This window comes from Anoxybacillus flavithermus (genome assembly GCF_002742685.1).
In the GTDB taxonomy this organism is placed as follows: domain Bacteria; phylum Bacillota; class Bacilli; order Bacillales; family Anoxybacillaceae; genus Anoxybacillus; species Anoxybacillus flavithermus_E.
In genome coordinates, this window is record NZ_PEDM01000031.1 from 1 (window position 1) to 23,809 (window position 23,809).

A 23,809-nucleotide genomic window follows, 5' to 3' on the forward strand; every position below is an offset into this window, starting at 1 on the left:
GCCTTCGCAGTTCGGGACTTTCACCCTATAGATTGCACCCATGCCGAGCACACCAACAAAAGCGGTAGATTGTTCTCTACCGCTGTAACTTTAAGAAAAACAACTGCAACAACAACTGTTTATCCATCGCACTGCTTTTGAGTTGATAATCGGTTTCCGCTAAATCGTATAAAATGTGCATCAACTGCTGTTCTGAAAATCCGCCCGCATAACTTGCCGCCATTTTTACACGAAACGGATGAACACCTAATATCGAGGCAATTTGTTGTTGACCATATCCTGTTTTCATCAATTCTTTCACTTCATAAATGAGCCGAAATTGGCTAGCCAATAATGCGACAAGCTTAATCGGCTCTTCATTTTGGCGCAATAAATCTTGCAATGTTTGCAGTGCAGCTGAAATGTTGCGCTTAGCGATTTGCTCTACGAGGGTAAATACGTTTTGTTCAATTGTACGCGATACAAGCAACCGAACATCGTCAGCTGTAATAGAACGATCCTCAGCAAAAAGCATAAGCTTTTCGATTTCGTTCGCTAATGTCGCTAAATCGGTCCCTGCTAATGTAAGCAATACGTCAATCGCGTTATCATCAATTTGACATTGTCCTTTCACCCATTGTTTTAATTCTTTTTCATTTAACGGTTTAGCAACAATGACATGCGCTTTTTTTAATAACGCTTTCGTCACTTTTTTTCGTTCATCAAGTTTTTCATACGAACCGACAAAAATGACACTTGAAAACGGAGCAGGTTTGTCAATATAAGCTTCTAGCCGTTTCACGTCGTGCTCTACTTTTTCTTTCCCTTTTTCCGCTGTTAAAAAATACGGATGTTTGACGATTACAACTTTTCTCTCTCCAAAAAACGGGAGTGTTTCGGCATCTTCTAACGCTACTTCAATAGATGTTTCTTCACAATCATATGTACTTACGTTCCATTCACGTTCTTCGTCTGATAACGCCCGCCGAATAATTTGTTCATACGCTTGTTTGATTAAAAAATGCTCCGTACCATATATGACATATAGCTGTTCCATGTTCTCTTCCCCATTCTTCATCGACTTTCTTTAAAGAACATACAACGTTTCGGAGCATTTTACAAGGGAGTTAGCAGATGAAAATCGCCAACTCCCATTTATTTAAACGTTGGAAGACAAGCCCTAGGAACTTGTTTGTCCAACGGGTATCATTATCTTTTCCGATCTGGCGAGAACTATTTGTGACAACTGTTGTCAACGATGTAGATTTTCTCTCATTTTTCCCTTATACTAATGGTGAGAAAATAGGAGGGATGGTCATGAACGAATTTGAAAAAAACGTTCAATGTACGCGCAACGACGCCGTTGACTCGGCTGTCGGCTTCATGGTATCATTCGGCTTTTTCGCCACCATGTTCATTATCGCCACACTTGTTAAATTTTTCGGTGCATAATGAACGTCCGAAAGAGATTGCATGCTGCAGTCTCTTTTTTCTTGTATATTATGGCGAGAACGTTTGAATGGTGCTTATCTTCTTATGAAAGCGAATCACGATAGCTCCTTGTTCATCCGTCCGAAATAGGCGCACGTCATAGTGACGTAAACGTTCGATGACTTCACGGTGCGGATGACCATATCGGTTACGACGACCTACTGAAATGAGCGCCAGTTTCGGACGTATATGCCGTAAAAACGGTTCAGACGTTGACGTTTTGCTCCCATGATGCCCTACTTTTAATATGTCAACCGGCAATGAACGGTACGTTCTCATAATTTGTTGCTCTCCTTTTTCTTCTAAGTCACCTGTAAATAGCCAGTATGCTCCTCCCATCAATGCATACAGCACAATCGAACCGTCGTTTGTCGCCTCTTCATTTCCAAATGGAGAAAGAATGTGAAATTGCGCTTTCCCAACCGTCCAGCGATCACCACTTTTCACCATTTGTACACGTGTTCCTTTATTTATCGCTTGCTCCATCACCGATTCGATTAAACCATTTCGTTGCATGCCAACGATTAATTTGCGCACACGAACAGCATTGAATATATCAGTTGCATCACCAATATGATCAAAGTCACCGTGTGTGGCAATGAGTGCATCAAGGGTCCGAACTCCTTTTGCTTTCAAAAACGGAACGATCACATCTTCTCCAACACGAAACGATTGCTTCCGTTTTTTCCAATGTTCATCAGTAAATGACATCGTTCCACCCGTATCAATCATATAAACAGCTTTTCGATAAGGCAGTTCAATATATATACTATCCCCTTGCCCAACGTCTAGCATCACAACTTCACCGATCGGGCGAAAAAATGGCCAAATGAAATGCGCGATCATGACAAAAAGGAACGAAAAACGAAATATAACCGCGTACTTTCTGTATTCGAAAGAAAGAAAAAAAAGGAAAATCGCAATGATATAAGCAACAAGCAACAATAGTGGTGGACGACCGAGTGTAAGCACGGACGTATCGGCTAATGAAACAACAAGTGCGTTCGCATATTCAATTACGACCGTCAGTACATATATGATGAGAGAACTAATAAATGGCATAAACAAGTGGGTAAGGAATGCTGCAAAGGAAAGCGGCAAAATGATAAACGAATAAAGTGGAACAAAGATGATATTTAACGGAATGGATAAAAGAGACACTTCGTAAAAATGATAAAGCAAAAGTGGTAATGTACTTATTTGTGCAATGAAAGATGTCATGAACAATTGACGAACAACAGAGCGTTCGTTTTGAATGAACGAAGAGCAAATCATTAATGCAAAACAAACAAGAAATGATAATTGAAAACCAAGATGAAAGATAATATATGGGTCCTTTAGTAGTAAAAGAAGAGAAGCGACGCTTAATGCATCAAGCGTACGAAGACGAGACGAAAAAAGGAGAAAACAACTTGTCATAATGGCTGCACGCATCACTGACGGAGCGGCACCGGCTAAAACAACATACAGCGGAATGCATCCAAGCAATATGATCGTCGCTCGTTCCCTCGGAATGCCGAAGCGAATAAACAAATAAAAACAACCACCAATGAGCAATGTCATATGCAAACCTGAAATTGCAAGTAAATGAATAAGCCCTAACTTTTGATAACCCGCCAACACTGTTGGCTCTATATCGCTTCGTTCACCGTAAATCAACGCTTGCATAAACGCACTAACGTCATTTGGAAAATGGTGTTGAATGTAGCGAATGCCTTGTTGTCGAATCGTTTGTAATCGTTCTATCCATGTTACATTTGTACGCATGCAACGTTCAAGTGAAGCTGGGCGAACGATCCAATGAATGCGTTGGTAAAACAAGTAGCGACGATAATTAAAAGCATACGGATTTGTCGGCAAAGAAGGGCGTTCCAGCGTCCCTTTTAGTAAGCACGCTGTCCCAATTTGAATGCCTTCCCATTTTCGTTTTTCCTCTTCTGTTCGAAGACGATAGGCGAGTTGCAATCGTTCCTTTTGCCATTGGACAGTCGTTTTCACTTGATCGCCGTCAATATAAATCGGAGCAATGAATCGGACAGAAAATGTCGTTTCATCCCCTGAAAGCGTTGTCACATTATGCATAGCTGCCCACCTGCTCCACAACGAGAAAAACAAATAACAGCACATGCAAGCGAAAAATAACGTACGCTTCCGCCAAAGTAAAAAGAAACTATACACAAATGACAATATAAAACAAACAACCGATTTTGTTAACATAGACAAGACGGCCAAAACGGCCGCCATCGCCACATAAACGATACGTCATCTCCCCTTTGCATGAAAAAATGTTGGAATCGAGTTTACATCAAACGGGACGTGCTTGACCGTTACGCCAGACTGTTCGAACAATTGCAAAGCAAACGGGTGGTTTTTATAGTCGTTCGCATAATAAACAGCTTTTATCCCGCTTTGAATAATCGCCTTACAACATTGTAAACACGGAAAATGGGTGACATATATTTCTGCCCCTTCTGTCGGCACACCAAACTTCGCACATTGTAAAATGGCATTCATTTCTGCATGAATGGTACGCACGCAATGGTTGTCGATGACATAGCATCCTTCATCAATGCAATGCTCCCCACCTGCGATCGAACCGTTATATCCCCCAGCAATAATGCGCTTATCGCGTACAATTGTTGCCCCGACCGCTAGCCTTGTGCACGTGCTACGTAGCGCTAATAAATGGCTTTGGGCCATAAAATATTGATCCCATGTAATTCGCTCCATCTACTTCTCCCCCTTGTCCATTATGCCTTTAGTTTATCGTCAATTTTAGCGAACGACAATTTGTTCTTTTATTTTTTCAAGTGATTTCGGACCGATTCCACTCACATTCAACAAATCTTCGACTTTTTGAAACGGTCCATGCTCCTCACGATATGCAATAATCGCAGATGCTTTCGCCGGACCGATGCCTTGTAGCGTTTGCAATTGCTCGGCGGTCGCTGTATTAATGTTTACTTTTCCGTTTGTTCGGTCTGGCATATGTGTGTCCGCTAGTTCGATTATTTCTTCGCCTTTTTTCGGTACGTAAATGACCATTTCATCATGCACTTTCATTGCGAAGTTCACTTTCGTCTCATCCGCTTCGTCTGTTAATCCTCCTGCCAGTTGAATGACGTCGTGAATGCGGCTTGTCGGTGCCACTTCATATACCCCAGCTCTTTTGACGGCTCCTTTCACATCGACAATAACGGAGGCTTGTTCCTCTACTTGTTGTTCTTGCTGTTCCTCTTGTTCTACCTGCTCTAAAGGGAGCGGTTGTACGGGGGCGTCCTCTTGTTGTTGCACGATCCAAATGATCGCTCCAATGACAATTAAGCCTACATATATCCAACGTTCATATGTTTTTATCCACTTCATGCTTCCATCCTTTCATAAAAAGCATTATTCGTGCATACATATGACGTATAGTGGTGACGGATAAGGGGGGAGTACCGTTGAATATAGGTTTTATTGGAACAGGAAATATGGGAACGATTTTAATTGAATCGTTTATTAACGGAAATGCGGTAAAGCCAGAACAACTATTCATTACGAATCGGACGCTTGAAAAAGCATACAATATACAAAAACGTTACCCGGACGTCCACGTCGTGGCGACGAATGAAGAAGTAGCAAAACACGCAACCATTCTTTTCATTTGTACAAAACCGTTGCATATGCCTGCCGTTTTAAAGCAACTACGTCCGCATTTGACTGATTATCACTGTATCGTATCAATTACGAGCCCAATTTCCATACAGCAACTTGAGTCACTCGTGCCATGTCATGTCGTCCGCGCCATTCCGAGCATTACAAATCGGGCACTCGCTGGAAATACGCTAATTACTGTAAGTGAACGTTGCACAGAAGCAGATCGGACAACAATTGAACAACTATTCCGCTCCATTTCTCGCCCAATATACATAGACGAGCCTATCACCCGCATCGCTTCTGATTTAACGAGCTGCGGTCCTGCTTTTTTCAGCTACTTAATCCAAAAGTTTATCGATGCAGCCGTTCAACAAACATCCATTACGAGAGAACAAGCAACAACGTTAGCGACAGATATGATTATTGGGCTAGGGGCATTGCTTGAACAGCAATTGTACACGCTACCGACATTGCAGGAAAAAGTGTGTGTGAAAGGCGGCATTACAGGAGCAGGCATTGAAGTGTTGGAAAAAGAAGTCGGGGACTTGTTCGTCCACGTTTTTCAAAAAACACACGAAAAGTTTTATGAAGAAACAGAAAGGGTGCGCCAACAAATCGACAATATTCGCGATTAACAAAAAAAATCCTGCTTATTTGTTAAAGAAAAATCCCAAAAGTAAGGCACTTTTGGGATTTTATTTTTGCGCGATGAAGAAAATGCGCTCGCTTTCTTTTGTCGGTTGCTGTTCTGTGAAATCTGCCCATACATGCAACAAGCGAAATCCTGCTTGTTTTAACCACATCACATATTGATCCACATCATATGTTCGCTGTACGTGCATTTCATCGACTCGTTCATACACACCTTCTTGTAATTGAACAAAAAACGTAAGTTCATGTTCGACGCTATGCGGCCACGGTCCTTCGTAACAATGCCATATATAACTCACTTGTTCATCATTGCTCGCAAACGTCCCATGGTGTAAAAAGACGTTTTCCATTTTAAATAAAGAATGCACATCAAACAAAAACAAGCCACCCGGACGCAATTGATCATATACGCGCGAAAACGTGGCGATGACGTCTTCTTCCTGTAATAAATAATTGAGCGAGTCGCAAAAAATAACGATTGTATCAAACGGCTCAAACGGGCCAAATTCGCGCATATCTTGCTGAAAAAACGAGAGGTTCATCCCTTGCTCTTCTGCTTTCATTTGCGCAATGGTCAACATTTGTTCAGACAAATCGACACCGGTGACGTCAAACCCTTTTTCCGCTAAACGAATCGCAAGCTCCCCTGTACCGCATCCGAGATCAAGTAGCCGTTTTCCAACGTTATGGGAAGCAACCGTTCGTTCAACGAGAGCACACCACGCATCGTATGGAGCATCGCTCATTAATTGATCATACCAACTGGCAAATCGTTCGTACGTCATGCCCCAAGATCACTCTCAATGTGTTCAAGCGGTGCGTCGCCCCATAAGCGTTCAAGATTGTAATATTCGCGGTCTTCTTTATGAAACACGTGAACGACAACATCTCCTAAGTCCACTAAAATCCACCGCGCCTCATCAAACCCTTCGACACGTTTCACTACAACATCATGCTCTTCAGCTTTTTCTTTAATTTCACGCGCAATGGCTTGTACTTGTTTATCTGAATGGCCGTGGCAAATCATAAAGTAGTCCGCGACAAGCGAAATGCCTTTCATATTTAACGCCACGATGTTTTCGGCTTTTTTGTCATCCGCTGCTTGTACTGCAATACGTAAAATATCTCGTTCTGTCATGATGAAACCCCCTTCAATTTTTGTGCTATATCATTATACGTATGAAACGTATCTGGATAAATCGGTTCACGTTTGTCCATTAAAAATTGAATCGTATTTTGAAGCGCTCGAAACAGCGCACGATCTAAATGCTCTCGCGCTAATGCACGCACTTCGTCAACACCTGGAAACGAACGATTTGGCTCAATGTAATCGGCGATATATACAATTTTCTCAAGCAATGTCATATTCGGCCTTCCTGATGTATGATAACGAATCGCTTGTAAAATGTCTTTATCTTGAATGCCGACTTCCGTTTGGACTAAATATGCCCCAACAGGCGCATGCCATAACTCTGGGCTATATGCTAACAAATCTTGGGGCATATGTTGTTCAATAATGATGCGCTTCATCTCTTCTTTTGTACGAAATTTTGCATAGTCGTGAAAAATCGCAGCCAATTCCGCCTTTTGTACATCAGCTCCATACAACTTCGCCAGTTCAATGGCTGTTTCCATCACGCCTAATGTGTGAATATACCGCTGTTCTTTCAATTGTTTACGCACAATTGCTAACGCTTCTTCACGTTTCATACAAACGATTCTCCTTTATATATAATTGGACCGCTTCTGGCAACAAATACGTGACACTTTTCCCACTTTGAATCCGTTCACGAATGAGCGAAGAAGAGACCGCAAATACCGGCACGTCTACTTCTATTATTGGATACGATGTACGAAGAGAGTAGCCCGGTCGTTTCACCCCAACAAATTGCACAAGTTGAACGAGCTCATCAATACGATACCAATGCGGCAAATATTCGACCATATCCCCGCCAATAATAAAATAAAACATCGTATCCGGACATCTTTGCTTTAACAAAACGATCGTATCGTACGTATATGATCGCTCTTTTCGTTCAAGTTCAATCGTTTCCACGCGAAAGTGCGGCTGATCCGCAATCGCCACCTGCAACATATTGACGCGATGCATATGATCTGTCACTTGTTTATCTTTATGGGGCGGAATATAATTTGGCATAAACCATATTTCATCGAGCTGTAACTCCGTTCGTACATCATCCGCAATTAATAAATGCCCGTAATGAGGCGGATCAAACGTCCCACCTAAAATGCCTACTTTTTTCACCACAACGCTCCTATTTCGGTAACACAATTTGTTTATGTTCACGCGATTCTTTATATAATACGATCGTATGCCCAATCAGTTGGACAACTTCCGCCCCTGCACCTTGCGCTAACTGCTCTGCCACTACTTCTTTTTCTTCTTCGCAATTTTTTAATACACTCACTTTAATCAGCTCTCTCGCTTCAAGTGCATCGGCAATTTGCTTAATCATATTGTCATTGACGCCACCTTTTCCCACTTGGAAAATCGGTGTTAAATGATGTGCTAAAGAACGTAAAAATCGTTTTTGTTTTCCTGTTAACATGTTTTTCCTCCTAACTTTTGTATAACAATTTCTTCCATTCGCTTCGTATTTGGAAAGATCCCTGTCCACTTTTCAAACGCTAGTGCACCTTGATAGACGAACATGCCTACACCGTTTTGCACGCGCGCCCCTTTTTCTTTTGCTTCTTGCAAAAGTTTTGTCATCAATGGATTATAAATAATGTCGCTGACGATTGTCCCCTTTTTCAACGAATGAAGAGAAAGCGGCATCATATCGACATGCGGATACATGCCCACAGACGTCGTGTTAATGATGATGTCGTACGCTCCTAACCGTTCTTCTGCTTGTTCAAGCGAATACACAGCTGACCGTTCTTTTTGAATAAACGCCTCTGCCTTTTCTGTTGTGCGATTACATACATCAATAGCGGCCGCTTCATGTTTTAAAAGGGTAAAATAAATGCCGCGCGCCGCTCCACCTGCACCGATAATCAATATGCGTACGCCGGATAATTCAATGTTCATTTGCTCGCATAACGCTCGGACAAATCCTTCACCATCTGTATTATAGCCAACCCATTTTCCATTTTCATTAACGACTGTGTTGACTGCCCCCATTTGCTTAGCCGTTTCATCAAGCTCATCCATATATTCCATCACCGCTGTCTTATGTGGAATCGTCACATTAAACCCGGCGCATTGTAACGCTTTTAAGCCTTCTACCGCCTCTTTTAACATATGCGGCTCGACGTGAAACGCATGATAATGCGCATCAATATGTAACGATTGAAACGCATCGTTATGCATAAGCGGCGATAACGAATGATGAACAGGACAGCCGATCAGCGCAAATAATTTCAAGTTCCTCTCCCCCTTTGTGTTAAATGAGCGACTTCCGCAACATTACCCCAACGCCTTTTGGCGCATACGCGATGACTTGTGCCCCTGGCTCGTGACATGTCACCCAGCCAAGTCCTGAGAAAACGATATCTGTTTTTGGTTCTTTTAACGTAAAATGATGGGCAACAAGCGGTGGAAATTGCTCGCAATAGCTTTTGCGCGGCGGCTGCAACAATTCACCAAGATGTCTCTCATACAATTCATCGGCATGTTCACGTTTCGTTCGATGAATAAACAATTCATTCGACATATAACATACAAATGGACGTCTTCCCCCGCTCACATAATCTAACCGAGCGAGCCCGCCAAAAAATAACGTTTGTTGTTCGTTCAATTGATATACTTTCGGCTTAATTTCTTTTTTCGGTGTAATGACTTTTAAATCTTTCTTGTCAACGAAATGCGCCATTTGATGATGATTTATAATTCCAGGGGTATCGTAAAGAGCCGAACCATCATCGAGCGGAATTTCAATCATATCAAGCGTTGTCCCCGGGAAATATGACGTCGTAATGACATTTCCTTTACCCGTCGCTTCTTTAATGATGCGATTAATAAACGTTGATTTTCCAACGTTCGTGCAACCGACGACGTATACATCTTTTCCGTTGCGATACTCATCAATCGCCGCCATCACTTCCTTCATTCCATCACCTTTATTGGCGCTTACTAAAAAAACATCGCGTGGCTGCAAGCCGAGTTCACGCGCTGCTTGTTTCATCCACCGCGTGACCTTTTCGTGTTTGACAGACTTCGGCAACAAATCCACTTTATTGCCGACAAGCAACACATCTTTTTTTCCGACAAACCGATGCAAACCTGGCAACCAACTTCCATTGAAATCGAAAATATCAACAATTTTCACGACAAGTCCATCCGCTTGTCCGATGCCGTGCAAAATGTTTAAAAAGTCGTCATCTGTTAAAGATACATCTTGCACTTCGTTGTAATGTTTTAACCGAAAACAACGTTGACATATAATCGGATCGCGTTCAAGTGCTGAAGGAGGCGCATATCCAATTTTGGTTTCATCTTCTGTTTGAATCGTTACTCCACATCCGATACAAATGATTTGTTCACTCATCATTATCACTCCCAATGAATCATACCTTTTTTTCGCATCATGTTTAAAATTCTTCTTTCAATATTTCGATTCATACGAGTAAAAAAGCCGTCTGTTTGAGCCACAGGGACGACTAAAATCGTATGCAAGCCGAGGCGATTACCGCCAAACACATCGGTAAGAAGCTGGTCGCCGATGACGACGACTTCCTCCTTTTTTAGCTTCATGTCGCGCAACGCTTGTTGAAATGCCCGCGTTAACGGCTTGCGCGCTTCAAAAATGAACGGGATTCCAAGTGGTTTCGCAAATGCTTCGACTCGTTTTTTATTGTTATTCGATACAACTGTCACTTGAATGCCGTTTTGTTTCATTTGTTCAAACCAACTGGCAACTTCCGGCGTCGCAAGGGGACGATCCCATTCAATTAACGTATTGTCTAAATCGGTAATAATTCCTTTGATTCCTTTTTGTTTTAAATGTTGTGGGGTAATTTCAAAAATACTTTTCGCATGTTCGTTCGGCAAAAAATATTTTAACATACTTCCTCATTCCTTCTCTGTTTTTTACATAAATAAACAAATTGTAAAATTTTTCGACAAAATTTGACGGTTTTCGTTTGTTGTGGATAACTTTATACACAATATCCACACATATTTATCAACTTTTTCTTCATGTTATGAACAATGAATCCACAACTTATCCACCACCACTTGTGGATAACCGGAACAATTGTTCTCGTCGTTGATTTATGGTAAAGTAAAGATAAACCTACCATTATATGTATACATGTATTCGTGTATACCTCAAGGAGGCGAAAAAAATGAAATGTTTGCCCGATGACTTATTAATCGAATCATACTACAAAGCGAAAGAGTTACAATTAAGTAAAGAATTTATCCAACTCATTGAACGTGAAATTTTCCGTCGCCGTCTTGACCATAAACTGAAACAAACATCATAATTGAGCCTTTAGTGGCTCTTTTTCTTTTGCGCCAAAAAGCCGATTCGTTGTCCCATTTTTACTTCAAGTGGCGGAACAATTTGTTCGTCTAACGTAAACACGTCTTTTTCAAACAATAACACAACCGTAGAACCGAATGAAAAATATCCGATTTCCTCCCCTTTTTTCACGTAATCACGCTCATGCGTTAATTCAATGCTGTTAACAAACATCGCTCCGACTTTCACAATAGCCGTATACATACCATTTGTACACAATTCGGTAATTCTTCTGTAATTTTTAGAAAGAGGAGCCTTGCCATATTTCAATCCAAGTCGGTTTACCGGATATGACTTGCCCCCAAGCTCCCACTGCTTCACAACTTCCCCACATATTGGACTATGAATGCGATGATAATGGCTCGGGCTTAAATACAAAATAATAAACGTTCCATGCAAATATTTTTCAGCTATCTGGTCATCGCCAAGCATTTCACGAATGGAATACGTTTTCCCTTTGACTACTATTTCTTTTTGATCCGTAATGATGCCGATATCTTCGATGACCGCATCAACAGGACTGACGACGCTATTTGGATGTGTATCAACTGGACGAATCCCTTCTTTTAATGTGCGGACGAACAATTGTTGGAGCGTTTCGTATTCGTGCAACTTTTTTTCCATTTCTTCTTCATTAACTTTATATACTTTCGCATAAGATGGAATGACTAAACGACTCCATTTTGAGCGTGTGAATGAAGCGAGACACTTCGATGTCAATGGTTGATTTGTCAATTCAATAAATAGTCGATATAACCACTTCAACAACGACTTTCCCTCCTAAAGTAAAGAATATCCTTTACTAGTTTGCTTATTATCAATAAAATATTAGTAACCGAGTGATATTTTTGGCAAGTGGGTCGGCACGATTTCAATAAAGGAGTGAATTTATATGTTTTTATCGGATTATATTGATCATACCATTAAAAAACTTAAAGCGCATACGGCAAACGTATTGACGTTGACAAACTTAAGCTTAGGCGGTTTCGCCATTTTGTTTGCGGTGAAAGGCCAGCTGAATGTCTCTGTATTATTTATTTTTCTGGCAGCACTTGCCGATCGTTTTGACGGAACAGTCGCTCGGAAAATGAACATCGAATCAGACTTAGGGAAACAATTGGACTCAATGAGTGATATTATATCATTTGGAGTAGCACCTGCACTATTACTTTATCAAGGATTATTGCACGAATTTGGCGCACCTGGCTCATTTTTTACGATTTTTTATATCGGCTGTGGCGCATTTCGTCTTGCGCGATTTAATATTACGGAAAGCAACGGATATTTCACCGGTTTGCCGATTACAGCCGCAGGTTGTTTATTGACGCTTAGCTATTTAACGATTCATTACTTCCCGCCTTACGTCTTTATTTTTATTATTTTTACGCTTTCTCTTTTAATGGTCGGCTCATTTAAGTTAAAGAAAATTTAACCCTTGGAGTTTTCCACTTCAAGGGTTTTTTTCGTACAAATTTCCCTTTTCAAACATTCGGATAAATTATATGATAAACTTGGATTTATTTTTCATTCTACAACAACTAGAGGTGATATCATGGACCGTACGTCCTTAATCGGGCTCATTCTTGGCATTATCGCTGTCGGTGTCGGAATGGTGTTTAAAGGGGTAAGCCCGGCCGTGCTCATTAACCCCGCTGCGATTTTAATCATTTTATTAGGGACAGCGGCAGCCGTCACGATCGCCTTTCCAACGAAAGAAATTTCGAAAGTGCCGAAACTGTTTGGCGTCATTTTTAAAGAGTCAAAAACACCAAAAATCGAAGAACTCATTCCGCTGTTTGTTGAATGGGCAAACATTGCTCGCCGCGAAGGATTGCTCGCTTTGGAAGCAAAAGTAGCCGAAATCGATGACCCGTTTTTGCGCAACGGATTAAGTCTAGCCATTGACGGACAGTCGCAAGAATTTATTCGTGATGTCATGACTGAAGAAATTGAAGCAATGGAAGAACGTCACTTAGCGAATGCGACGATTTTTACACAAGCTGGTACATACGCTCCAACGCTAGGGGTACTTGGTGCCGTCGTCGGATTAATCGCCGCCCTGCAAGATATGTCTGACATTGAACGTCTCGGTCACGCCATTAGTGCGGCGTTCGTTGCGACACTCATGGGAATTTTTACAGGATACGTTCTTTGGCACCCATTTGCAAACAAGCTAAAGCGTAAATCGAAAGAAGAAATTAAAGTGCGGCAAGTAATGATTGAAGGAGTGCTCTCCATTATTGAAGGACAAGCACCGCGAGCGATTGAGCAAAAATTAGCTTCTTATTTACCGATGAGCGAACGTCAAAAACTTTTAGGACAAGGAGCTCAAAATAATGGCGAAAAAGCATAAAAAACATCATCATGAGGAACATGTCGATGAAAGCTGGTTAATTCCGTACGCCGATTTATTGACGTTGCTGCTTGCGTTATTTATCGTATTGTTCGCAAGTAGTCAAATTGACTCGAAAAAGTTTATGGAAATTGCGCGCGCGTTTAATAGCGTATTTACAGGCGGTACAGGGGCACTACAATATTTAAGCCCGATTGAACGAGAAGAGATGGATTCTGTCATTAAAGACTCGCCGAATCAGAAGCCGTACGTTAAAATTTCAAAAGAAGAATACGAGGAATTAAAAAAGATTCAAAGTAAATTTAACGAATACGTCAAGACGAATCAATTGAGCGGAGAATTATCTGTGGCGATGACAGAGGAAGGGTTACTTGTGACGATCGCAAACGACGTGTTGTTTGATTCAGGCAGCGCTGATATTAAGCCACAATATCGTAATGTCGCCAAAAAAATATCGAATTTGCTCGTCATGAATCCGCCGCGCAACATCGTCATTAGCGGACATACAGACAACGTGCCAATCAATAATGCAAAATTTGCTTCAAACTGGGAATTAAGCGTCATGCGCGCCGTCAACTTTATGAAACTATTGCTTGAAAATACAAAGTTAGATCCGCAACTATTTAGCGCCAAAGGGTACGGCGAATTTAAACCAATCGCCTCCAATGCGACTCCCGAAGGACGCGCCAAAAACCGACGCGTAGAAATTTTAATTATGCCACAGGAGCCGACACAGTAAAAGCGAGGGACTGCTCCCTCGCTTTTTTCATCCTGTCAATATATCGCCATTCGGATAACGAATGTTTGTTTTTTTCGGCTTTGCAATCGAATAGACAAGCGTTAACGGTCCTAATTTCCCAAACAACATGACACAAATAATAAGCACTTTCCCGATCGTTGATAAATGCGGCGTCAAATTCATTGAAAGCCCAACCGTCCCAAATGCCGATACGACTTCAAATAAAAGCGCAAGGAGCGAAGCATCTTCTGTGAGTGTCAACATCATCGTCACAACAAAAATAAACAACATGCTCATCGACGCAATCGCTAACGCACGTAAAATAATTGTATGACGTATTGTTCTCATCGCAATCACTGTTTCTTCTTTTCCTTTTAGAAAACTCATGACTGCAAAAATGATAACCGCAAACGTCGTCAGTTTAATTCCTCCACCGGTCGAAGTGCTTCCTGCTCCAATAAACATTAGAAAAATCATGAGCATCGCCGTCGGTTGTTCAAGTGAACCGATATCAATCGTATTAAATCCTGCCGTTCTTGGTGTAATCCCTTGAAAATAAGCAGCCCATAGCTGCTCACGAAGCGAAAGAGAGCCAAGCGTTTTTGGGTTGTTATGTTCGAATAGAAAGAAGGCAATGATCGCCACAATGTTCACAACAAGCGTCATCACTAACATCAGCTTCGTATGGAGAGATAACTTTCTCCAGCGCCGTTGGTACAACACATCAAAAACGACGGTAAAGCCAAGACCTCCGATAATAACGAGTAAAGAAACGGTGATGTTGACGATCGGATCGCCGACAAAACGTGATAAATTATCATGCCATAATGCAAACCCTGCGTTATTAAACGATGCGATCGTGTGAAAAAGACTGTAATATAGCCCTTTTGCCCAACCCATTTTCGGAATCCAATCGATCGCTAACAACGTCGCCCCGACAAGCTCCATAAATAAAGAAAACAACAATAAATTGCGTGCCAAACGAATAACGCCACCAAGCGATGGCTGATTTAGAGCTTCTTGCATCAACATGCGCTGCTTCATTCCGATTTTTTTCCCGAGCACAATGACAACGAGCACCGCAAATGTCATAATTCCAAGTCCACCTACTTGGATGAGCACCATTAAAACGACTTCTCCAAACAAAGTGAACGTAGAGCCCGGATCAATGGGCGCTAGTCCGGTTACTGTTGCTGCGGATGTGGACAAAAAGAATGCATCAAGCCAGCTAATATGTTTATCCGTTGCAATCGGCAACTTTAATAACACCCCACCGACAACAACGAGAAAAAGAAACATAAACGCTAACAGCTGTGGCGGTGTCAGTTTTAACGGTTTCATCATTGCCCTTCTCACGATTCATCCTTCTTTCTTTTGCATATTTACAGTTTCCAATTATACGTCATTTTCTTTCACAAAACAAAAAAAATCGTGTGTCCAAACACGAACAAGTTTTCTAATGCATATACATACATAAGCAACAAAAGACCACCTGCGAGGTGAACGATGATGGGTACCATTTTTTCTGCACTTGCTTTGTTTATAAAGGAGCTCGTCTTTTTCGTATCTTATGTGAAAAACAACGCCTTTCCACAACCGCTTGATGCAAAAGAAGAAGCGATGTATTTAAAACAAATGGCAAAAGGGGATGAATACGCACGCAACAAGCTCATCGAACACAATTTGCGCCTCGTTGCGCACATTGTAAAGAAGTTCGAAAACACCGGAGAAGATCCAGAAGATTTAATTTCCATCGGCACAATCGGCTTAATTAAAGCGATCGAAAGCTATTCAACAGGGAAAGGGACGAAACTAGCGACATATGCTGCTCGTTGTATTGAGAATGAAATTTTAATGCACCTTCGTTCACTGAAAAAAACGAGGAAAGACGTTTCTTTGCACGATCCGATCGGGCAAGATCGCGACGGAAATGAAATTAGTCTACTCGATGTATTAAAATCAGAAGATGAAGACATTATCGACATGATTGAAAAAAATAATGAGCTTGAAAATATCGCTCAACATTTACACGTCCTTGACGATCGTGAACGACAAGTCATCGTTAGCCGCTTCGGCTTAAACATGCAACCTGAACGCACCCAGCGCGAAATCGCCAAAGAACTCGGCATTTCCCGCAGCTACGTCTCGCGCATCGAAAAACGGGCGTTAATGAAGTTGTTTCATGAATGTTATAAGCATGATAAAGGAAAAAAAGGTTCATAAAACAGGTGTCCCAACATCACGGGACACCTTTCATACGGTAAGTTTTCGTTTCTTGCGCATTCGTTTTTCGATGTAGTAAACAGGAACAATAACAAACGTCCAAATAGTAAAGTGACTAAAAATAACAAGGAGCGGCTGGCTGTTGCCATGATGTTCTTTATGTGGAAACTCCCTTTCTCGAAACTTTTCGGGTGGTGGAAATGCTTCGCTCGCTTGTGCTACTTTTTGCTCAAACTTCGGCTTAAACGCCTCCTCATTTGGTTTCACATTCACCGCAAGCCATTGCATACTTGCCACAAATAACAAAAGTAAAAAAGCAATAATCGCAAGCGAACTTTTGCGCCAATACCCTTCTTTCGTTTTACATATTTTTCGAAACACACCCATGATCCATTGCCAATGTAATGCAATATGGACACCGACAAGCACAAGCGTCACTTTCGAAAAAATATCATGAAGCTCCCTTAGCGCATGATTTTCCCCACCTGAAAAATGCGGAAATACAACTTTCGAAATAAGAATACCGGTCACGATAATAGCTGCCATCGAAACGAGCAACAACACATTTAATAAAAAACCAAATCTCGCCTTCCCCGAAAGCGAACGATTGAATATGTTTTTCACCGTATTGACAACCCATTTGTAGTTTAAACCAATATGGATCAAAACAGCCACACCAATCACTAGACCTGCCACTTCATGAAACGGCAATCCGTTAAACACTCTCGGATTCATTAATAACACAAACATAATCGCCAACGATACATCTAATATGATTTTTACAATATTTTTCTTCAACACATATCCCCCCTGATTCACCATATCATGTACTGTATACCGTAAGTGTACGAGTGAATGGTGAAAATGAAGTGAAAGGGGGATATTTCACTACGTTTAGATAAAACAGCTTGCTGGAGCGTTGAGAACGCTAGCGCCTTACCTTTACATCCCACTACGTTCAGATAAAACGATGTTAAATTTGAAATGGAAAATAAAAAAGAATTACCTTTACATCCCACTACGTTCAGATAAAACTTATCGTCAGAAAGATATACGATATGTATCTTTCCTTTACATCCCACTACGTTCAGATAAAACCCTCTACAGAAACACAAGGAATCGGGTAAATTTGCGACTTTACATCCCACTACGTTCAGATAAAACGTGGACTTAAATCTGATATTGAAGTCGGCAAAAAACTTTACATCCCACTACGTTCAGATAAAACTGAACAAACCGTCAGGACTGTTCAAAGACTCACCATTCTTTACATCCCACTACGTTCAGATAAAACAATATTACAAATGTATTCGTCAAACTTACTATTTCCTAACTTTACATCCCACTACGTTCAGATAAAACTTTGGCAAATGGGAAGCCTGGTATTTTTGAACAGGTACACTTTACATCCCACTACGTTCAGATAAAACTGTCGAGCGATAGATATAATAGAATTATCTCCACTTTCTTTACATCCCACTACGTTCAGATAAAACAAGAACAACAAGCACGTGAGATTTTTCCGAGCGCGATTGAAGCTTTACATCCCACTACGTTCAGATAAAACTTCACGTTGACATTTAGGGATAACGTGAAGGATATAAAACTTTACATCCCACTACGTTCAGATAAAACCAAAACAAGAAGCAAAAAGCGAATAAAGAAGAAGAAGCCTTTACATCCCACTACGTTCAGATAAAACTTCGACCTGGTTTCCAACATTCTTCATCAATTCCCAAGCTTTACATCCCACTACGTTCAGATAAAACCGGACGCCAAGAACGAAACTTCATACGAATTTCACCACGACTTTACATCCCACTACGTTCAGATAAAACCTTAACTTGATTATAGCGATTAATAAGCACGCAGGGAGGCTTTACATCCCACTACGTTCAGATAAAACGAAAGGGGATGAAAATATGCCAGAACAGGATACACCTTTACATCCCACTACGTTCAGATAAAACTCGAATAAGTAGAAGGAAATAATTCTAATTCTGTAACATCTTTACATCCCACTACGTTCAGATAAAACTCCCACCCGAATGGACGATAGCAATTTAATCGCTGCAACTTTACATCCCACTACGTTCAGATAAAACACGTATCGATGAAATTCGCGACAATGCGATATATGTCACCTTTACATCCCACTACGTTCAGATAAAACTCATCGAATTCTCGTTTTACAAATTTCCCTTTCAACGTCTTTACATCCCACTACGTTCAGATAAAACGTTCGAATTAGCTAAAAAAGAATTAAAAACTGATGTCTTTACATCCCACTACGTTCAGATAAAACAGGTGCTTTCTTCTCTCCCTCTTCCAACCTTCTTCTCTTTACATCCCACTACGTTCAGATAAAACGAATGCGATCTGTCTTGTCTTGCTTAACACATCGTTCGACTTTACATCCCACTACGTTCAGATAAAACTTTTTTATCGTAAACATTTATGGATGCTTGGACGTGGCTTTACATCCCACTACGTTCAGATAAAACTGAAGTGAGTTGGTCTTGTTCCTGTGTATGAATGCCCTTTACATCCCACTACGTTCAGATAAAACGTTTGCTAACATAAACGAGTGTTCAGGATGCTGCAGAACTTTACATCCCACTACGTTCAGATAAAACGCGGCGATAGAACCGTATAAAGGTAATGAGGATGGCTTTACATCCCACTACGTTCAGATAAAACGCCTAGATGATGAAAGTCAGTTGTAACTAGAAACGTAACTTTACATCCCACTACGTTCAGATAAAACCAAAGCTCGCCATACCTGAAGATATAGCCTGTATCATACCTTTACATCCCACTACGTTCAGATAAAACCCAACCGATACCACCGCCAACGTCTGTTGTCTGTGACTTTACATCCCACTACGTTCAGATAAAACTGTTCAAACGGAGTCGGCTGCTTTGGTTCTTCCTTCTTTACATCCCACTACGTTCAGATAAAACTCAAGTCCGTCCAGTTCGTTCCGTTTGTTTCAAACATCTTTACATCCCACTACGTTCAGATAAAACTCGCTTCATATTTGACAGTTTCGTTCAAGAGCGTTTCAACTTTACATCCCACTACGTTCAGATAAAACCATATTCCACAATGATGCTTCGTTCGTCAGATGACACCTTTACATCCCACTACGTTCAGATAAAACTTAGTATCAAAAAGACATATATAAGACATATATCACTTTACATCCCACTACGTTCAGATAAAACTCCTGTTGCTCAGCAAATAGCGATATGGCAAGGAGAATCTTTACATCCCACTACGTTCAGATAAAACTATATCGTTTAATAATTAGCTCACGCTCAATTTTAGTCCTTTACATCCCACTACGTTCAGATAAAACGAAAATTTTCATTGTATCGTAGCGTGACGCAACCCACTTTACATCCCACTACGTTCAGATAAAACCTAATCCGCGAATCTGACGGTCTATCATTCTATCCGCTCTTTACATCCCACTACGTTCAGATAAAACACGGTACTGGTAGTACCACTTTAACCGCTAAATTATACCTTTACATCCCACTACGTTCAGATAAAACCTTTAAAGTGTTTTTAAATAAAGTTACTTGGTTTGCTTTACATCCCACTACGTTCAGATAAAACTGACGGTATATATTTTTACTTCGGTTTTTGTTTTTCCTTTACATCCCACTACGTTCAGATAAAACTCATGAACAAAAGCAATACAGTACTCGCAGTACTCTTTACATCCCACTACGTTCAGATAAAACATTTCGATACTTGTGTTTGATAAACACCATTTCGTTATCTTTACATCCCACTACGTTCAGATAAAACTCAACCCAAGATTTTGCACGTTCTATCGTCGCATCCTTTACATCCCACTACGTTCAGATAAAACTCAAACAGAGACAGGAACAGAGACAGGAACAGAGACCTTTACATCCCACTACGTTCAGATAAAACTCTATTGTAAATTCTGATTTGGGTTCAAAAACTTCTTTACATCCCACTACGTTCAGATAAAACTTTTTAAGACAAATGTTCTTGCCATAAGTGAGAGTCTTACTTTACATCCCACTACGTTCAGATAAAACGAACTTCAAGCAAAGTAAAAAGTTAGAGTAAAAAGTTGCTTTACATCCCACTACGTTCAGATAAAACGAAAGGCAAAATCTAAAAAACTCCTCTATTGACGATCTACTTTACATCCCACTACGTTCAGATAAAACAATATCACGACAATTTCAGACTTGTCGCAAATGCCTTCTTTACATCCCACTACGTTCAGATAAAACTCAAATGCCGAAGGAACAGCATCTCGAATCGCATTCACCTTTACATCCCACTACGTTCAGATAAAACCCAATATACCTTTAATAGTGTTTTTTGCACTATTAATCTTTACATCCCACTACGTTCAGATAAAACACGACGAATTAGTCCTTCAACAACTTGCATCTTATCTTTCTTTACATCCCACTACGTTCAGATAAAACCAGGCACTAGACCTGTCGGGTATGCGTGTAGTACAATGGCTTTACATCCCACTACGTTCAGATAAAACCAAGTCTATTTAAAACATAAATTTTAAACGATCTTGACTTTACATCCCACTACGTTCAGATAAAACATTTAAAATAATCAGTGAAGCCATTGTTAGGAAAGACTCTTTACATCCCACTACGTTCAGATAAAACGTTTCACGCAACACAGCATAGTTGGCGCGTTTTTTCCCTCTTTACATCCCACTACGTTCAGATAAAACTTTTTTATTTCTTTTGCAAATTTCGACAGATTTAGCACTTTACATCCCACTACGTTCAGATAAAACGTAACAGAACTTCTCGTACCTATCTGACGACCATAATCCTTTACATCCCACTACGTTCAGATAAAACGATCACGCACAACATCAACAGCAACGCCAGCTTGCTCACTTTACATCCCACTACGTTCAGATAAAACGGCGAAGTACAAGCGGCGATACCATGACGCTATGAATGCTTTACATCCCACTACGTTCAGATAAAACTGAACCGCCTCGCGAAATAAAGCTGGTGAAGGTTGACTTTACATCCCACTACGTTCAGATAAAACTTTGTGATTCTCTACTCTTCTGTTGCTGTCAATACCTTTACATCCCACTACGTTCAGATAAAACTAGTGCTTGATGTTCTTCAAGAACTCTATGACCTTATTGTCTTTACATCCCACTACGTTCAGATAAAACCTTCTTCCACCTATTAGCATTGTCACTAGGTTTTGTATTCTTTACATCCCACTACGTTCAGATAAAACCCTCGCTATTGTTCGTGAAACTTGATCGTCAATCCAACTTTACATCCCACTACGTTCAGATAAAACATTCAAGTAACAGATTCACAAGGTCGTATGCTACCTTTCTTTACATCCCACTACGTTCAGATAAAACTTTCACTCATTGAAGAAGTCACAGAGTCTTGAACCTCCTTTACATCCCACTACGTTCAGATAAAACTGTTTTTCTCATAAAAAACAACGTTCAAGCGAGAATCCTTTACATCCCACTACGTTCAGATAAAACTGTGTCAATCTGACAGAATGATAGACAGGCAAATCACTTTACATCCCACTACGTTCAGATAAAACAAAGTAATTACAAATTTAGCCTAGCGGGTTTCTGCTCTTTACATCCCACTACGTTCAGATAAAACGTGCATTACCCGTTTCCGGTGTTCCTTCTTGTTCTTTCTTTACATCCCACTACGTTCAGATAAAACTCATCAGTTTTTTGGGCGAGAGTCGCAATGTTTAGCTTTACATCCCACTACGTTCAGATAAAACTCTTTCTGTTTACTACGTTGTCCGCGTTCTCGCACGCCTTTACATCCCACTACGTTCAGATAAAACATGTATGTGACTTATTGGAAACAGACGCGTGAAAGGCTCTTTACATCCCACTACGTTCAGATAAAACAAATTTATTATCCGCGTTATAACAACCGCTAAACACTTTACATCCCACTACGTTCAGATAAAACTATATAAATCTTAAAATAAATAATTCTTCTCTCATCTCTTTACATCCCACTACGTTCAGATAAAACCTAGACACCGATGTCACCACATAATACCAATCAAACTTTACATCCCACTACGTTCAGATAAAACATTGAGATTGTTGTTCCGATTGATCAGCCGTATCCTGATCCCTTTACATCCCACTACGTTCAGATAAAACTTTATTCGCTGCCTCAAATAGCTCCCTAGAGATGAGACTTTACATCCCACTACGTTCAGATAAAACGAGGGAGCAAAGCGCCTTTCTGTACTCCTTTACATTTCTTTACATCCCACTACGTTCAGATAAAACACTCACGATTATGACAAGCAGTGAGCTTACCGATTTCCCCTTTACATCCCACTACGTTCAGATAAAACATATATAAATCTTAAAATAAATAATTCTTCTCTCATCTCTTTACATCCCACTACGTTCAGATAAAACTATACGCCCTGTGGCGTCAAGTTTGAGGACAGGCTTTTTCTTTACATCCCACTACGTTCAGATAAAACTTAGTCTGTTAAACCATTTAAACAAGGAATATGACACTTTACATCCCACTACGTTCAGATAAAACCTTTCTTCTTCTTCTCAAGTTCAAGTTAGTTATGCGCTTTACATCCCACTACGTTCAGATAAAACGGTTGTAGCTGGTGCGGCTGGCGTTGAGATCGGTGTCTTTACATCCCACTACGTTCAGATAAAACAAAACCGCTGGAAGTCGTCCACGTGAACGTCTTCGATTCTTTACATCCCACTACGTTCAGATAAAACGTGACAACGTTGGGGCGTATGTGACGAAGTACATGACAACTTTACATCCCACTACGTTCAGATAAAACAATATAGTGACAAAAGGTAAAGGAAGTGATGACAAACTTTACATCCCACTACGTTCAGATAAAACGCAAAGCCAAAATTGTTTGAAGTCATTACGATCGTGTCTTTACATCCCACTACGTTCAGATAAAACTATGTGTCGCGACAAAGTCACGGCCGTAGCCTTGACACCTTTACATCCCACTACGTTCAGATAAAACCCCTCAAATCTAAAAGCACAAAGTGCTGTCATATCAACGATTTTGGAGAATGGTTGATATGACAAGTTTCTACTTTTTGCAGTGAAGCGTCAGTCGTGTTTTTTCTTATCCTAAAACTACCGCATTTCTTGTTGATATATCAAGCATCTTTTCCGTTTTTTCAAATTAGAGGT

The 23,809-nt window shown here is 40.6% G+C and carries 22 protein-coding genes and 1 CRISPR repeat array; of the genes, 7 read left to right on the top strand and 15 right to left on the bottom strand.

Annotated elements, in window-relative coordinates; translation table 11 throughout:
- Positions 1-76: 76 nt before the first annotated feature.
- Positions 77-1,057 carry a DNA polymerase III subunit delta gene (holA, locus tag CS060_RS11505; protein WP_099668983.1) on the bottom strand — a complete coding sequence of 327 codons (981 nt, stop codon included), beginning with the start codon at positions 1,055-1,057 and terminating at the stop codon, positions 77-79.
- Between the two features lie 239 nt (positions 1,058-1,296).
- On the opposite strand from holA, the gene CS060_RS11510 reads away from it, so the two are divergent.
- Positions 1,297-1,431 carry a YqzM family protein gene (locus CS060_RS11510; protein ID WP_035050740.1) on the top strand — a complete coding sequence of 45 codons (135 nt, stop codon included), beginning with the start codon at positions 1,297-1,299 and terminating at the stop codon, positions 1,429-1,431.
- A gap of 48 nt (positions 1,432-1,479) precedes the next feature.
- Here CS060_RS11510 and CS060_RS11515 read toward each other — a convergent pair whose 3' ends face one another.
- Genes CS060_RS11515 through CS060_RS11525 form a run of 3 tightly spaced genes read right to left on the bottom strand, consistent with a single transcriptional unit; the run spans position 1,480 to position 4,836 of the window.
- Entirely contained in the window at positions 1,480-3,714 is a 2,235-nt protein-coding gene (locus CS060_RS11515) for a DNA internalization-related competence protein ComEC/Rec2 (protein WP_099668988.1), read from the bottom strand.
- Positions 3,715-3,732: 18 nt separating this feature from the next.
- Positions 3,733-4,200, bottom strand: a complete 468-nt coding sequence (locus CS060_RS11520; protein ID WP_035046251.1) for a ComE operon protein 2 — start codon at positions 4,198-4,200, stop codon at positions 3,733-3,735.
- A gap of 45 nt (positions 4,201-4,245) precedes the next feature.
- Positions 4,246-4,836, bottom strand: a complete 591-nt coding sequence (locus CS060_RS11525) for a helix-hairpin-helix domain-containing protein (RefSeq protein ID WP_035046253.1) — start codon at positions 4,834-4,836, stop codon at positions 4,246-4,248.
- Positions 4,837-4,913: 77 nt separating this feature from the next.
- On the opposite strand from CS060_RS11525, the gene comER reads away from it, so the two are divergent.
- A complete protein-coding gene (gene comER, locus CS060_RS11530; RefSeq protein WP_035046255.1) occupies positions 4,914-5,744 on the top strand; it encodes a late competence protein ComER in 831 nt (276 codons plus the stop codon).
- Positions 5,745-5,804: 60 nt separating this feature from the next.
- Here comER and CS060_RS11535 read toward each other — a convergent pair whose 3' ends face one another.
- Genes CS060_RS11535 through CS060_RS11570 form a run of 8 tightly spaced genes read right to left on the bottom strand, consistent with a single transcriptional unit; the run spans position 5,805 to position 10,792 of the window.
- On the bottom strand, positions 5,805-6,545 hold the full coding sequence (locus CS060_RS11535; protein WP_035046257.1) for a class I SAM-dependent DNA methyltransferase: 741 nt from the start codon (positions 6,543-6,545) through the stop codon (positions 5,805-5,807).
- Positions 6,542-6,898 (bottom strand): ribosome silencing factor, encoded by a 357-nt coding sequence (gene rsfS, locus CS060_RS11540; RefSeq protein WP_035046259.1) that lies wholly within the window; start codon positions 6,896-6,898, stop codon positions 6,542-6,544. Before rsfS ends, CS060_RS11535 begins: the two co-directional genes overlap by 4 nt.
- A complete protein-coding gene (gene yqeK / locus CS060_RS11545) occupies positions 6,895-7,470 on the bottom strand; it encodes a bis(5'-nucleosyl)-tetraphosphatase (symmetrical) YqeK (RefSeq protein WP_035046261.1) in 576 nt (191 codons plus the stop codon). Before yqeK ends, rsfS begins: the two co-directional genes overlap by 4 nt.
- Entirely contained in the window at positions 7,460-8,026 is a 567-nt protein-coding gene (locus CS060_RS11550; RefSeq protein ID WP_035046264.1) for a nicotinate-nucleotide adenylyltransferase, read from the bottom strand. Before CS060_RS11550 ends, yqeK begins: the two co-directional genes overlap by 11 nt.
- 10 nt (positions 8,027-8,036) lie before the next feature.
- Positions 8,037-8,330 carry a ribosome assembly RNA-binding protein YhbY gene (yhbY, locus tag CS060_RS11555; RefSeq protein WP_035046266.1) on the bottom strand — a complete coding sequence of 98 codons (294 nt, stop codon included), beginning with the start codon at positions 8,328-8,330 and terminating at the stop codon, positions 8,037-8,039.
- The gene (gene aroE / locus CS060_RS11560; RefSeq protein ID WP_035046268.1) at positions 8,324-9,151 is read right to left on the bottom strand and encodes a shikimate dehydrogenase; all 828 of its coding nucleotides are present in this window, start codon (positions 9,149-9,151) and stop codon (positions 8,324-8,326) included. Before aroE ends, yhbY begins: the two co-directional genes overlap by 7 nt.
- Before the next feature lie 19 nt (positions 9,152-9,170).
- Positions 9,171-10,274 (bottom strand): ribosome biogenesis GTPase YqeH, encoded by a 1,104-nt coding sequence (gene yqeH / locus CS060_RS11565; RefSeq protein WP_082180237.1) that lies wholly within the window; start codon positions 10,272-10,274, stop codon positions 9,171-9,173.
- Between the two features lie 5 nt (positions 10,275-10,279).
- Positions 10,280-10,792 carry a YqeG family HAD IIIA-type phosphatase gene (locus CS060_RS11570; protein ID WP_035046271.1) on the bottom strand — a complete coding sequence of 171 codons (513 nt, stop codon included), beginning with the start codon at positions 10,790-10,792 and terminating at the stop codon, positions 10,280-10,282.
- Positions 10,793-11,073: 281 nt separating this feature from the next.
- Between CS060_RS11570 and CS060_RS11575 the strand changes: the two genes are divergently transcribed.
- Positions 11,074-11,214, top strand: a complete 141-nt coding sequence (locus CS060_RS11575; protein WP_035046273.1) for a sporulation histidine kinase inhibitor Sda — start codon at positions 11,074-11,076, stop codon at positions 11,212-11,214.
- Positions 11,215-11,222: 8 nt separating this feature from the next.
- Here CS060_RS11575 and CS060_RS11580 read toward each other — a convergent pair whose 3' ends face one another.
- On the bottom strand, positions 11,223-12,020 hold the full coding sequence (locus CS060_RS11580) for a phosphatidylserine decarboxylase (RefSeq protein WP_035046275.1): 798 nt from the start codon (positions 12,018-12,020) through the stop codon (positions 11,223-11,225).
- A 124-nt stretch (positions 12,021-12,144) separates the two neighbouring features.
- On the opposite strand from CS060_RS11580, the gene pssA reads away from it, so the two are divergent.
- The 3 genes from pssA to motB all read left to right on the top strand — a co-directional run bounded on the left by pssA (position 12,145) and on the right by motB (position 14,344).
- The gene (pssA, locus tag CS060_RS11585) at positions 12,145-12,684 is read left to right on the top strand and encodes a CDP-diacylglycerol--serine O-phosphatidyltransferase (RefSeq protein WP_035046277.1); all 540 of its coding nucleotides are present in this window, start codon (positions 12,145-12,147) and stop codon (positions 12,682-12,684) included.
- Between the two features lie 120 nt (positions 12,685-12,804).
- On the top strand, positions 12,805-13,605 hold the full coding sequence (motA, locus tag CS060_RS11590) for a flagellar motor stator protein MotA (protein ID WP_099668984.1): 801 nt from the start codon (positions 12,805-12,807) through the stop codon (positions 13,603-13,605).
- The gene (gene motB / locus CS060_RS11595; protein ID WP_035046279.1) at positions 13,589-14,344 is read left to right on the top strand and encodes a flagellar motor protein MotB; all 756 of its coding nucleotides are present in this window, start codon (positions 13,589-13,591) and stop codon (positions 14,342-14,344) included. Before motA ends, motB begins: the two co-directional genes overlap by 17 nt.
- A 27-nt stretch (positions 14,345-14,371) precedes the next feature.
- Here motB and CS060_RS11600 read toward each other — a convergent pair whose 3' ends face one another.
- Positions 14,372-15,685, bottom strand: coding sequence for a TrkH family potassium uptake protein (locus CS060_RS11600; protein WP_035046281.1), 1,314 nt, complete (start codon positions 15,683-15,685; stop codon positions 14,372-14,374).
- Between the two features lie 168 nt (positions 15,686-15,853).
- Between CS060_RS11600 and sigK the strand changes: the two genes are divergently transcribed.
- The gene (sigK, locus tag CS060_RS11605; RefSeq protein ID WP_035050965.1) at positions 15,854-16,567 is read left to right on the top strand and encodes an RNA polymerase sporulation sigma factor SigK; all 714 of its coding nucleotides are present in this window, start codon (positions 15,854-15,856) and stop codon (positions 16,565-16,567) included.
- 30 nt (positions 16,568-16,597) lie between these two features.
- Here the strand turns inward: sigK and CS060_RS11610 are convergent, their stop codons facing one another.
- Positions 16,598-17,368 carry a DUF4405 domain-containing protein gene (locus tag CS060_RS11610; protein ID WP_035050962.1) on the bottom strand — a complete coding sequence of 257 codons (771 nt, stop codon included), beginning with the start codon at positions 17,366-17,368 and terminating at the stop codon, positions 16,598-16,600.
- Between the two features lie 139 nt (positions 17,369-17,507).
- A CRISPR array of direct repeats spans positions 17,508-23,636; the repeat unit is 29 nt; unit sequence CTTTACATCCCACTACGTTCAGATAAAAC.
- The last annotated feature ends 173 nt before the right edge of the window (positions 23,637-23,809 follow it).